This window comes from Virgibacillus sp. Bac330 (assembly GCF_003667845.1).
GTDB classification, from domain to species: Bacteria; Bacillota; Bacilli; order Bacillales; family Amphibacillaceae; genus Virgibacillus; species Virgibacillus chiguensis.
The window spans coordinates 4,146,629-4,159,415 of record NZ_CP033048.1 but is presented as its reverse complement, the minus strand read 5'-3'; the positions used below and the strand labels follow the sequence as shown (position 1 = coordinate 4,159,415).

Below are 12,787 nucleotides of genomic sequence, written 5' to 3'. Positions count from 1 at the left end.
ATCACAGAAAACCCCCTTTTAAAATAAAAATTTAAGACTTGGATACTACTACTATCCTTCTATCAATTAATAATAATTTTATGAAAGTTTATTTTTTTAACTGTTCATTTTATAATAGAATCATCACCCTATACATAGTTTTATTGCTGTGATTAATTTATCAATACGGATTTAATCTATGATAAAAGAAAGGGCTTGTTACTATGGAGCTTCGACAAATTAGATACTTTGTAGCCATTGCAAACTCTAAAAGTTATTCAGAAGCAGCAAATAATTTATTTGTGACGCAACCAACCTTAAGTTGGAACATACAAAAGCTAGAAGAAGAATTAAACGTTCGTTTATTTTATCAAACAAATCAAGGGTTAAAACTAACCGAGGCAGGAAACATATTCTATGAAAAAGGAAAAGACATTCTTATTCATGTAGAAGAATTAACAGAAACCATTCAGCAACTCCATCAAAAGGAAAACAAAACACTAAAAGTTGGCCTAACTGTTCTTTTTGCTATTCAATATATGAAAGAAATTGTTCATTTTACTTCTACCCATCCTGAAGTTGAAGTATCCCTTATTCAAACTGGTTCTATCAAATTACAAAAAATGCTCGCCAACAAGGAACTAGATATTGGATTATTATCTTTCCCTATTTATGAGCCTTCCATTACTATTGAAAACTTGAACACTTCTAATCCAGATTACTCAGTCGCTGTTGTCATGCCTTTTAACCATCCATTAGCTGAGAAAAAATCCATACAATTCTCCGATTTAAAGGGTGCTTCCATTTGTTCATTTTCTTCTAATTACGTATTGGGAAAAATACTTCATAAATCCTGTCAGGAAAATGGATTTCAACCAAATATTATTTTTATGAACGACAACTGGGAAGTTTTATTACAGAATACGCTTATTACAGGTGGTGTAACCTTAATGCCAAAAGCACTTGAACGCCTGAGTAACTATAACAATTTAAAATGGATACCGCTTAATGATAAAGCAAATTATTTTAAAATAGGAATTGCAAAAAGAAAAAATGAACACTTAAAAGATATTGCTATACGTTTCATTGATACGATAAAAAAGAATTAACTAAAATTATTTGAAATCCAACTAAATTTTTCGTTTTTTAAAAAATTATGCGAATAATAGATAAAGGTAGGTTATTTTAAAATGATTGTCATAGAACACCTCAAAATTGGGTTTTATGAATTGCTATAATCCCTCGCTACTTATGTTAGGAATCTACAAGATACATTCGCAATCGATTTGACAACGAGCGGGCATCATTCATGACTAAGAAGACAGCATCAAAGAGATATTGGCACATACTTGTCATGATCATGACCGCTCTTCTATACCCTAAATTACCTTGTTATCTCGTACCCTATAACGAAGAACAAACACTATTCATCCATTATGATTTGTTCCTTAGCGTGTATTAATTGCGTAATGAATGTATTATATGGAGTCTCAAAGCCAAGTTCTTTCGACATTCGGGCTACAGCACCATTTAAAAAATCCACTTCTGTTAAACGATGGTTTTGAATGAGATCTTGGTGCATGGAGGGATAGTGACTTCCAACTTTTCTAGAAGACTGTAAAATATATTCAACTATATCATCCTCATCTAGTATTGTTCCCTTTTCCCTGGCTACTTTAACAAACTCCTTCGCGATACGACGAATAATCATTTCGGCTTGATTCGTTGATACGAACTCTGCCAAGTTACAATCAAGTAGTGCACAAATTGCATTCATCGCTCCATTAACACATGCTTTTCTCCAAATAGAATGTGTAACATCCTCACTATAGTATGCTTTAAAACCAGCTTGATTGAGCATACCTACAAGTTGTAAGGCCTTTTTCTCTTCACAATCTCCTGGTGTAAAGTTCTGAATTTCAATGGTGCCAGATCCCTCAAAAATAACGTGACCAGAACCTTTCAATCCTGAAGTATAAATGGTCACACCCATAAAAATGTTTTTAACAGGAAGGTATTCTTTTAATATATCTTCATGGCCAATTCCATTTAGTAAACTAACCACACTTGTATTTTCCCCTAAAATTGGTTTTATGTCCTCTAGCATATCCTGCAAACCCATTGATTTTGTGAAAACGAAGACAAGATCAACTTCCTCAGCCACTTCATGGGGATAAAAGATAGGAATGTTAACTATTTTTCTGTTATTTCCATCTTGAACGATGAGACCATTTTCCCGAATGGAATCAATATGTTCTTTCCATTTATCAATTAAGATAACATCATTTCCTGCTTCGTAAAGCATGTAGCCAAACCGACTACCCAACGCTCCAGATCCTGCGATTGCTATTTTCATTATCTCACCTACTAGTTTTTTTACACAACAATTGCCTTTCTGTCGTGTTCTTTAAAAACTTGCGCTTTTTCTTGACCGACTAAAACACGCCTCGCTCCTTTAGCAAGTGCTACCATTTCTGCTTCCCCCGGAACAAAGAAAACAGGGGCAATAAAAGAGGTTCTATCTTTCACCAGACTGGTAATAAACTCCGAATAAGCAAGTCCACCAGTCATAATAATTCCATCCACTTTTCCGTAAAGAACCGTAGCGAGTTCACCAATTGTCTTTGCTATTTGGTAAGCCATCGCCTCTAAAACAAGTTTTGCTTTTTCATCCCCATTTTTAGCTTTTTCCTCAACAATACGAGCGTCATTTGTACCAAAATAAGAGACAAGTCCACCTTTTTTCCGTGTCAAATCCGTCATTTCTTTTTTCGTACGTTCAAAACACAATGGAATAACTTCTTTTAATGGGAGACCTCCAGAACGTTCTGTTGAAAATAAACCTTCATCATCAGATACAAGATCAATCATACGGCCGTTTTTATGCACACTAGCTGAACTTCCTCCGCCAACATGTGCTACAATAAGATTGCTTTCTTCATAAGGCTTCTGTAACTTTTCTTCTGCAATTTTCATACAGACAGCTCGCATATTTAACACATGACCAATACTTTTACGCTCTATGTCTGCAACCCCTGAAATTCGTGCAACATCATCCATTTGATCAACCGTTACAGGATCATATATATAGGCCTTACAATCCAATGTGCCAAACGCTTGAGCAACCCCTTTTGCCAGCGTAGCTCCCAGATTTGAAGCGTGTTGTAAGACAGGACGATGTTTTAAACAATCTATCATTGCGTCATCAACAATATATGCACCTGCATTAACTGGAGGTAACAATCCTCCACGACCTACAACCGCATCGAAAGAACCCTTCGTCATGTTTTGTTCTGTTAACCACATGGTAATCTCTCTAAATCGAAAATCATATTGATCCATGATAAAATCGTATTTAGCAATATCATCATAGGAATAGGTTAATTCTTTACTTAAAATCAATTCATCATGTTCAAAATATGCAAGTTTCGTTGATGTTGCTCCAGGATTTATAGATAGAATACGATCCGCCATCTTCATTTACTCCTTCCTCTTTTTGTGCATGGCTAATTTGTAATGCCAACAGAAGAGAATATCGTTTTTCCAGTGTACTTGAACTTCTAGATGTTAAAACAATTGGAACTTGAGCCCCAAGAATAATGCCAGCCATTGTGCCGTTAGCAAGTAGGAGCATACTTTTGGATAGTGTATTACCGGCTACAACATCAGAAGCAACTAATACATCTGCATCCCCGTTAATTTCTCCTTGGTATCCTTTTTCAGTCGCAATGGAAGGTCTAAGAGCAACATCTAATGAAATAGGCCCTTCTACAACACAATCTTCACTTTCCTTAAATCGTTTCGTTAATTCATCTGCATCTGTTGAAGCTGGAAGCTTAGGCTGAACAACTTCAGTTGCAGATAATACCGCAAATTTTGGATAATGATAGTTTAATGCCCGCATGACTTCTAGCGCATTTTCTATCATCGCCTGTTTTTGATCGACATTTGGCGTTAACAGCATACCGCCATCTGTAACTCCAATCAGTTTTGGATAAGCAGGAACATCGATTAACGCTAGATGAGAAAGGACATCTTTCTCTCGTATTCCTGTTTCCCGATGAACGACTTCTTTTAATAATGTCCCCGTTTGAATATTTCCTTTCATAATAAAATGAACCTTATTTTCCCTTACTAATTCAACACCTTTATACGCTGCCTCTTGATCAGATGACACGTCAACGATATGATAAGTAGTGTTTTTCATATCCATTTTTGATATTAAATCTTCTATTTCTGACTGACTATCAATTAGAAATGGTATAACTACTCCTTCATTAGCTAGTTCAAAAATGCTTTCTAACGCATGTTCATTAGCCGCTTTAACGACAGCTACTTTTTTAGGTTCTTTTATGTTGCCTATCTTTTGTTCCAATTCTTGAAAATCATGTAACATGCTGTAAGCCTCCCGTTATTCTACGTCGAGTTTGTAATCTTCTGGTGAAATAATTGGCCAGATTTTTGTAAACAGGTAATTAAAAAATATCCCTAAACCTATTGGAGCGACAACAAATACTAATATCGTAATGAATATGTTTCCAACGGACCATCCACCTGCTGCCAAGTTGAGATGGTTAACCGGGCCAACCAGTCCACTAAATCCAAACCCCGCACTCATAGGCGTTCCTTGTATTTTAAATATCGCCGCTAGTATTCCTAATACAGCAGCATTACAAATAACTGGTAGCAATATTTTCGGTTTAGCAAAGACGTTCGGCATTGACATTTTTGGGGAGCCAATAAAGTGAGCCAGTGATGTCCCTACTGAGTTTACTCTCCAACCTGCAATCGCAAGCCCAAAGCCTGCAGCAACGACCCCTAAATTTCCAGCGCCAGACCCAATACCCGCTAGGGAAACAGCAAGGGCAATTCCGACTGTAGTAATTGGCGTTGTGATAAGAATAGAGAATAAAATCGCAAGTAAAACACTCATGATAATAGGTTGTAGCGTAAGTAACTGAGATACAAAATGGCCGATAAGTGTTGTAATGTGCCCAACATATGGTAAAAGCGCATAACCTAACCCTCCACCAACAATTAATAGAATTGGCGGTATTAAAATAATACTGTAACTTTTTAAACGTGAACCTAACAATTGAATAATCCCAGCACCAATAGCACCGGTAAACATCATATTAATGACATCACCCGTTCCTGCCATAGTTAGCGCGTCACCTGAAAAATCAACTGCTCCTCCACCTACCATGACTGCAAGACCGAGGGAAGCTGATTGAATAGGAGTGAATTTAAATTGATAACCAATCAAAACACCAACAATTAATCCTAATATCGAGTTGGACATGGATGTAACATCTAAAACAAACTGACCTTGAGGAAAAATAGGTAATAATGCTTTAAATAATTCTCCTAGTAATGCACCTGGTATTAATGCTAAAACAGTACCTATTGCTAATCCATTTAGTACATTCATTGAAAACTTCTTGGCTGTCATTGTTTCTGTCCCCATGAATATTCTCCTCTGCTGTAAAATTTTTAGTTATCTTAGCCTTCTCTTGTTAAAAAATTCACAAGAAACTAAATCATTGTGTTAGAAATACGTAGCTTATCTCCAATGAGGAAAGCTTCTGTTTTTCCCTCCCTATTATAAAATCTAAAAACTTATAATAGAACCACTTTTAGTTAGAAGGTTTTCTTATTTTTATACGAAGGGCTCTATCAAAGGAGAATTTCTGAATGAACATGTGATAAAGCCCCGCTCTCTTACTCATACATTTAAATATGGATTGGTTGTCCTAATGCTAACTCGGCAGCATCCATCACACTTTCTGCCATGGATGGGTGACTATGAATCGTTAATGTAACATCTTCCGCAGTTAATCCGTTTTCGATAGCTAACCCTATTTCAGCAATCATATCACTTGCGCTAACTCCAGCTAGTTGCGCACCTAATAGCGTACCACTTTCCTTCTCTGTAATGAGACGGACAAATCCTTCTGTTTGATTGAGGGATAATGCACGCCCATTACCTGCAAGTGGGAATTTGCTCTCTTTGACGTCATATCCATGTTCTTTCGCTTCTTTTTTCGTATAACCAACTGTTGCTAGTTCTGGATCTGTGAAACATATAGCAGGCATTGCCAAGTAATCTACTGCTGCACCTTTGCTTCCACTAATTACTTCAGCAGCTACTTTTGCCTCATAGCTTGCTTTATGGGCAAGTGCAGATCCGGGGACAACGTCACCAATGGCAAAAATATTCTTTTTATTCGTGCGACCTTGTTCATCGACTTCAATAAGACCTTTATCATTTGTTTTAATGCCAGCTAGTTCTAAACCAATATCATCTGTGTTCGGCTTACGTCCTACAGATACTAACACATAGTCAGCATCGATGGCCTCTTCTTGCCCACCTGCATCATATGTGACCGTTGCTTTTTTGTCTGTTTGCTTCACAAATTTAGCCATCGCATTTGTTACAATGGAAACATTTTTAGCTTTGAATGCATCAACAACAAGTTTAACCATGTCTTTTTCAAAACTAGGTAAAATCTGTTCTGATCCTTCTAAAATAGTCACTTCTGTACCGAAATTAGCGTAAACACCAGCAAGTTCAACACCAATATATCCTCCGCCTATGACAGTCAGTTTCTTAGGTATTTCGGTTAAGTTTAATGCGCCAGTGGAATCTATAACACGTTTACCAAATTTAAATGATTCGATTTCAATTGGACGACTTCCCGTAGCGATAATCGCATGCTTAAAGTTATACGTCTGTCCAGAATCTTCATCATACATAACACGAAGCGTTTCATTATCAATAAAGTGTGCTTCTCCTTTTATTATTTCGACTTTATTTTTCTTAAGAAGCATTTCAACACCCTTTGTTAACGTAGCAACGACTTCTTTATCTTTCCAAGCTTGTGTTTCTTTAAAATTCACGGTCGTTTCTTTCGTATGAATGCCTAAAATTTTGGAATCCAAGGAAGTTTGATATTTATGACTAGCATGAATTAACGCTTTAGATGGAATGCATCCAACGTTTAAACAAGCGCCACCAATTTCTCCTCGCTCTATAATAGCTACCTTTTGACCAAGTTGTGCAGCACGAATGGCAGCAACATATCCTCCTGGTCCTGAACCAATGACTACTGTTTCTAATTCTTCAGCAAAATCCCCTACTACCATGAAATTCATCACCCTTCTACAAAAAGTAATTCTGGATCAGCTAAATAATCTTTTAAATCATTAATTGCTCTTTGTGCCGTTCCACCATCAATTATTCTATGATCAAAACCAAATGATATTTTTAACATCGGTGCAACTATTGGTTGTTTATTTTCATCAGGGATGACTTCATCTTCTATCCTACCTACCCCAAGAATAGCAACTTCTGGCTGATTAATAATTGGAGTTGACCATACACCACTAGTTGCAAGAGCTCCAACATTCGTAATTGTCATTGAACTATTTTTCATGTCTGCACTTGTTAATGTTCCATTCATTGCTCTTTCTGTATTTTCGGCAAGGTCTTCAGCAATCTTAAATAAACTTTTACGATCTGTATCATGGATTACCGGAACAAAGAGACCTTTATCTGTATCTGTTGCAATTCCTACGTTCACGTAATTTTTATAAATAATTTCTCCTGCTTTCTCATCTATGGATGCATTTAAGTCAGGGTAACGAGTTAATATAGCTGTCAAAGCTTTTACAAAGTAAGCAGTATACGTTAATTTAACGCCTCGTTTTTTGGCAATAACCTTAAAACGACCCCGGTGTTCTACAAGTTTAGATACATTCACACGATCCAACACCGTTACATGAGGTGATGTCGCTTTACTATTTACCATGGCATTTGCAATCGCTTTACGAGTAGGAGTCATTTTAACTCTACGCTCTAGTTCAGTGACTGTTGTTTCGGGTGCTGCTTGTTCCTGAACCATTTCTTTTTGAACCACTTCTTTTTGTGCAGCTTGTCCACCTGAAGCTAAGAATTGATCAATATCTTCTATAGTGACACGATTATTTTTACCAGTAGCTGGAACTTGCGTAATATCAACATCTTTTTCACGTGCATATTTTCTAACGGCCGGAATAGCTAACATTCTAATGTCCACGTCTGAAGCTGGCTTTTTAGCAACTGATTTTTGATCCGGTGTTTTCTCAGGCAGTTCTTCTGATGGAGTCAAATGACGAACAGCTTCATGTTCAATGGCTACCGTATCCGTACCACGCTCTTTCGTAACATTGCCTTCCTCTTCCTTTGCTACTTTTTCAGCACCTTCATCAGACATCTCAATTTCCATAATTGCGTCTCCAACCTTTGGAACATCACCTTCCTTAAATAATAATTTTTTTACAACACCAGAAACAGGAGAAGGAAGTTCTACAACAGCCTTATCACTTTGAATTTCTACTAGCGTATCGTCTTCTTTTACTTTATCCCCAGGTTGTACAACCCACGAGACAATTTCACTTTCGTGTATCCCTTCACCGCTATCAGGTAATATAAATGAATAAATCATTCAGCATCCTCCTTCATTTATTCTAAAAATCATATACTTCCTTCACTTTTTTAATAATATCTTTCGCATTAGGGAGCCAGTCTGCTTCAGCTGCACCAAACGGGTAAACGGAATCTGGTGCGGTAACTCTTGAAATAGGTGCTTCTAAATACATAAAGGCACGCTCCCCAATTTCTGACATTAATTGTCCCGTGACACCTGCCTGACGTTGTGCTTCTTGTGTCACCACAACACGACCTGTTTTCTTAACGGATGCAAGCACTGTGTCCATATCAATTGGTGCAATCGTTCTTAAATCAATAACTTCTACAGAAATTTCATCTTCTAATTCTTTAGCTGCTTTAAGTGCTTCACTAATCATAAGACCATACCCTATAACGGTTACATCAGATCCTTCACGTGTAACTGCTGCTTTATCTAAAGGTACACGATAATCTTCATCTGGAATGTCCTGTTTCATGGAGCGGTAAAGCTTCAAATGTTCTAAGAAAATAACCGGATCATTACTTTCAATCGCAGAAATAAGTAGCCCTTTGGCATCATATGGGTTACTTGGAATAACAATACGCATCCCCGGCACCTGTGCTAATATACCTTCTAAACTATCGGAGTGAAGTTCTGGTGTATGCACTCCACCGCCATATGGTGCTCTAACTGTAATTGGCATACTTCTTGTGTTTGCCATCCGGTAGCGCATTCGAGAAAATTGGGCTACAACTGGAGACATTGCTTCTAGAATAAATCCTAGAAACTGTATTTCAGGGACAGGTCTAAATCCTTCTGTAGCTAATCCTACAGACATACCTAGAATTCCTGATTCTGCTAATGGTGTATCAAATACACGATCCTCTCCATGTTTAGCTTGAAGCCCATCTGTAACCCTGAAAACACCACCGTTAGGTCCAATATCTTCGCCAAACAATAAAACGTTTTCATCTTTATTTAATTTATAGTCCAGTGCATCATTAATAGCCTGTACCATTGTTTTTTTACTCATCTTCCTTCATCTCCCTTGCTTCGTATTCAGCAATTTGTTCTTGAATATTTTGAGGAGAAACTTCATACATGTTCTTCAAGAAATCAGACACTTTTTGTTTGTCAACTTGACCAATTGCTGCAACGGCGTCTTTAATCTCTTGCTTACAAGATTCTGCAACTTCTTTTTCTTGTTCTTCCGTCCATAAGCCTTTATTGCTTAAATACGTTCTCATTCTAACTAGGGGATCTTTTTGCTCCCATTCTCCTAACTCCTCAGCTAAACGATAACGATTTGGATCGTCAGACATCGTATGTGGTCCAAAACGGTAGGTTAACGCTTCTATAACGACAGGCCCTTGCCCTGCCAAGGCATGTTCACGAGCTGTAGAGACTGCTGCGTACATAGCAAGTGGATCCATTCCATCTACTCGAATACCCGGAATTCCAGCCGCTACAGCTTTCTGTGCCAATGTTTCAGCGGCCGTTTGTTGTTCGACTGGTACCGAGATACCATATCCATTATTTTGAACAACGGCAATATAAGGAACCTGATAAGCACCAGCAAAGTTAATGCCCTCATAAAAGTCTCCTTGTGATGTCGCCCCATCACCACTTAATGACAATACGATTGATTTTTTATTTCGCTTTTTCATTCCAAATGCAACACCCATTGCGTGTGTAATGTGCCCACCAACAATCACTTGCGGTGCATAAGCTTGGAGGTCTTCTGGATACTCATTTCCTTTCATATGCCCTTTATACCAAAGGAAAGCTTTTTCTAAAGGTAAGCCATGTAAAATAAGCGGTGCTAAATCTCGGTAGGTTCCTGCAAAAAAATCCTTCTCACCTAAAGCATATTGTGTAGCAATTTGACTAGCTTCTTGTCCTCCACCTGGAGCATAATTTCCTAAAGCTCCTTGACGGTTTAGTAATGTAACTCTTTTATCATATGTCCGGGCCCATACAAGTCTTTTCATTAATGTAGTCAGTTCTTCATCACTTAGCTTAGGTTCTAGGTCAGAATGCACAATTTCTCCTGATGGAGCTAGTACTTGGTAAAAAGGAAACGAATCTTTATATCCTTTTACAAGGCTAACTAAATCTAACTTTGTTGTACTTTTTTTAGACATGCGTTAACATTCCTTTCTGTTTTTACTGGTGAACCTCTTCACAATTCAACCTTAGCATTGATTGAAAGACTTGGATAATTGATAAATTTTATAGCCATATAGAAAATATTTAAGCGCTTACAATACAAGACTTTGAAGACTTCTGTTCATTATTAGTGTCTAAATTATGAATGGTATTATTTGCTAATAAAAAGCAGGGATCAATACTAGAGAAAAAACATCTTCCATTCGAGGAAGTTTTCTATGATTGCTCTCCGATTGTTTAAGTGTTGTTCTTTCCAAAGGAGATGACAAGAACAGAGACGTAAGCGCCCATTTAGCAACGTAGCGAGTGGAACGAATTAACTAAAGTTTTAGCAATCATGTCACTAAAACGGGAGTATGACGACGTTTTGGGCAAGCCAGTTTTAATCGACCTTCCTCTTAGGCACGAACCGATGGTGACTTAGCTTAGGGCGATTGTAAAGTACCTAGTTGCTGGGCGATGGAGTCGGACGGGGCTGATTTGGTTATTTGGTTATCTTATAGCATCATAATTTTATACTTTCTTATCTTGCTAAAAAGGCGCACACCGCCCCGTAACGCCATTACTCCATTGCTTTCAGCAGATGCACATTTTTACTGCATTTACTTCATTATATTTTTTACTTTCGTTAGGTATAACCTATCTTCTAAATCAAAACAAACCTTTTTTCGAAATGCTTGGTTATTGCCAAGCTATCTAGCTATAAAATATCATCGTTTTGCTTATTCTCTATAAAAATATTATATTTGCCTATCCTGTAAAAACTATGTTTCCTTCTTTATTGGGCACCAGTTTTATCATAGGCTAGATTCTTATCCTAGCCACTCTTTCATAATTCCCTTTAACTGTCATTTACGATCAGCCTTTTGCTATACCAAGGGATATGCTCCAACCATTGGCAGAGCGCATTTATTATTTCCTGCTTATTAGACTTTTTCTTTCCTATCTAGACTTGCCTTAGGCACTATCACAGGTCTATTATTTGGCTATATAGCTTATGAACTTATAGTGGAAAATGGTAGAATAAGGGGAAATGTTGTCACTTATTCTATGGGGGGATGTAAGTTCGAATGTACACATGTTAAATTTGAAGTATTAATGCTGGAAGATTATATTAATTTTCAAACGAACCTGCTAATATTGCGTCATTACAATGCTATGTTTGAACAAATGCGCAAGCGTCCGATTAGCAACGTAGCAAGTGGAGCGAATCAATTAAAGTTTTAGGAATCATGCTCCCTGCAACAGGAGTATGCCGGCTCCCTCCAACAAGCCCGTCTTTAGCCGGCCTTCCTATTTAGTACGAATCGATGATGACTTATTCGTAGTGTATTTCGTGAAGTCGCCTAGTTTTGCTGGGCGCTGAAGCCGGACGGAGCCCGTTCGGTTGTTTGGTTACGTCATAGCATCAAATTTCTTTTTAGAAAAACTTGGTTTTCCGTTTTCCGCCAAGTCTCATAGCGGAAGCCTTCGTTTTTCTTAACTATAATCAATAATAATTTTTATACTCCCTATAGTGTAAAGAAAGGAATGTCGGTTACATGAAGAATCAAACAAAGAAGATTTATGGAAGCTTTGTACTTACCCTGTTTATTTTCTTACTCGCAGGATGTGCAAATAGCATGGAGGAAGAATCAGAAGCGGAGAATTCAGAGAAGGATGTCACTACAGTATCGGAAACAGATAATAAGGAAGATACTAAAAACAACGACTTAGAAAAAACGCCATCTAGCAACACATCTAATAAAGGGAAAACAGGTGAATCCAAAGATGCTTCTTCAGAAGACAACGCGGAAAAAGATACCTTATCCAATTATTCTACAGAGGAAATTGAATATGCACGTATTTGGCTACAGCTTGGGGCAATTAAAGATGTAGAGGAATTGAATATCCGCCATATTTCCGCTGGGACACCACTTAACCCCGATGATGAAACAAGTGCGAGCTATCCCGAAGACGTCATTCAGTTATCTGGTAGCCGTTTAGTAGCGGGTTCCGTAACATATAGTAGCAATGGAGACGGAACAATAAATGTATATAACATCCCCTTACGTTGGGACGGCAGCTACCCAACAGGAGAAGATTTTTACAAAGATTTGATTGAAAATACGGAGTTAGTGCGTGTAGATAGAGGAGAAGATACTAAAATTAGTGCGCTCATTAACAAAATGAATACTCTGTAAAGACAG

At 37.6% G+C, this 12,787-nt stretch carries 10 protein-coding genes; 2 read left to right on the top strand and 8 right to left on the bottom strand.

Annotated elements, in window-relative coordinates; genetic code table 11:
• Positions 1 to 203 precede the first annotated feature (203 nt).
• Positions 204 to 1,088 (top strand): LysR family transcriptional regulator, encoded by an 885-nt coding sequence (locus D9780_RS19455; RefSeq protein WP_121641212.1) that lies wholly within the window; start codon positions 204 to 206, stop codon positions 1,086 to 1,088.
• Positions 1,089 to 1,402: 314 nt separating this feature from the next.
• Here the strand turns inward: D9780_RS19455 and D9780_RS19450 are convergent, their stop codons facing one another.
• The 8 genes from D9780_RS19450 to pdhA all read right to left on the bottom strand — a co-directional run bounded on the left by D9780_RS19450 (position 1,403) and on the right by pdhA (position 10,573).
• A complete protein-coding gene (locus tag D9780_RS19450; RefSeq protein ID WP_121641211.1) occupies positions 1,403 to 2,335 on the bottom strand; it encodes a 2-dehydropantoate 2-reductase in 933 nt (310 codons plus the stop codon).
• 20 nt (positions 2,336 to 2,355) lie between these two features.
• Positions 2,356 to 3,453 (bottom strand): butyrate kinase, encoded by a 1,098-nt coding sequence (gene buk, locus D9780_RS19445; RefSeq protein ID WP_121641210.1) that lies wholly within the window; start codon positions 3,451 to 3,453, stop codon positions 2,356 to 2,358.
• The gene (locus D9780_RS19440; protein ID WP_121641209.1) at positions 3,392 to 4,375 is read right to left on the bottom strand and encodes a phosphate acyltransferase; all 984 of its coding nucleotides are present in this window, start codon (positions 4,373 to 4,375) and stop codon (positions 3,392 to 3,394) included. Before D9780_RS19440 ends, buk begins: the two co-directional genes overlap by 62 nt.
• Positions 4,376 to 4,390: 15 nt before the next feature.
• Positions 4,391 to 5,446 carry a PTS sugar transporter subunit IIC gene (locus D9780_RS19435; protein ID WP_073011977.1) on the bottom strand — a complete coding sequence of 352 codons (1,056 nt, stop codon included), beginning with the start codon at positions 5,444 to 5,446 and terminating at the stop codon, positions 4,391 to 4,393.
• A gap of 266 nt (positions 5,447 to 5,712) precedes the next feature.
• Positions 5,713 to 7,125 carry a dihydrolipoyl dehydrogenase gene (gene lpdA / locus D9780_RS19430; protein ID WP_121641208.1) on the bottom strand — a complete coding sequence of 471 codons (1,413 nt, stop codon included), beginning with the start codon at positions 7,123 to 7,125 and terminating at the stop codon, positions 5,713 to 5,715.
• Positions 7,126 to 7,133: 8 nt separating this feature from the next.
• On the bottom strand, positions 7,134 to 8,465 hold the full coding sequence (locus D9780_RS19425) for a dihydrolipoamide acetyltransferase family protein (RefSeq protein WP_121641207.1): 1,332 nt from the start codon (positions 8,463 to 8,465) through the stop codon (positions 7,134 to 7,136).
• A gap of 22 nt (positions 8,466 to 8,487) precedes the next feature.
• Positions 8,488 to 9,462: an alpha-ketoacid dehydrogenase subunit beta gene (locus D9780_RS19420; protein WP_121641206.1), complete on the bottom strand. Its 975-nt coding sequence runs from the start codon at positions 9,460 to 9,462 to the stop codon at positions 8,488 to 8,490.
• Positions 9,455 to 10,573, bottom strand: a complete 1,119-nt coding sequence (gene pdhA, locus D9780_RS19415) for a pyruvate dehydrogenase (acetyl-transferring) E1 component subunit alpha (protein ID WP_121641205.1) — start codon at positions 10,571 to 10,573, stop codon at positions 9,455 to 9,457. Before pdhA ends, D9780_RS19420 begins: the two co-directional genes overlap by 8 nt.
• Positions 10,574 to 12,139: 1,566 nt before the next feature.
• Between pdhA and D9780_RS19410 the strand changes: the two genes are divergently transcribed.
• On the top strand, positions 12,140 to 12,781 hold the full coding sequence (locus D9780_RS19410; RefSeq protein WP_121641204.1) for a hypothetical protein: 642 nt from the start codon (positions 12,140 to 12,142) through the stop codon (positions 12,779 to 12,781).
• Positions 12,782 to 12,787: the final 6 nt, after the last annotated feature.

Bases quoted from the DNA above. Each gene is read 5' to 3' on its own strand.
- D9780_RS19455 (WP_121641212.1), top strand. From the start codon at position 204: ATGGAGCTTCGACAAATTAGATACTTTGTAGCCATTGCAAACTCTAAA.
- D9780_RS19450 (WP_121641211.1), bottom strand. From the start codon at position 2,335: ATGAAAATAGCAATCGCAGGATCTGGAGCGTTGGGTAGTCGGTTTGGC.
- lpdA (WP_121641208.1), bottom strand. From the start codon at position 7,125: ATGGTAGTAGGGGATTTTGCTGAAGAATTAGAAACAGTAGTCATTGGT.
- D9780_RS19420 (WP_121641206.1), bottom strand. From the start codon at position 9,462: ATGAGTAAAAAAACAATGGTACAGGCTATTAATGATGCACTGGACTAT.
- buk (WP_121641210.1), bottom strand. From the start codon at position 3,453: ATGGCGGATCGTATTCTATCTATAAATCCTGGAGCAACATCAACGAAA.
- D9780_RS19425 (WP_121641207.1), bottom strand. From the start codon at position 8,465: ATGATTTATTCATTTATATTACCTGATAGCGGTGAAGGGATACACGAA.
- D9780_RS19435 (WP_073011977.1), bottom strand. From the start codon at position 5,446: ATGGGGACAGAAACAATGACAGCCAAGAAGTTTTCAATGAATGTACTA.
- pdhA (WP_121641205.1), bottom strand. From the start codon at position 10,573: ATGTCTAAAAAAAGTACAACAAAGTTAGATTTAGTTAGCCTTGTAAAA.
- D9780_RS19440 (WP_121641209.1), bottom strand. From the start codon at position 4,375: ATGTTACATGATTTTCAAGAATTGGAACAAAAGATAGGCAACATAAAA.
- D9780_RS19410 (WP_121641204.1), top strand. From the start codon at position 12,140: ATGAAGAATCAAACAAAGAAGATTTATGGAAGCTTTGTACTTACCCTG.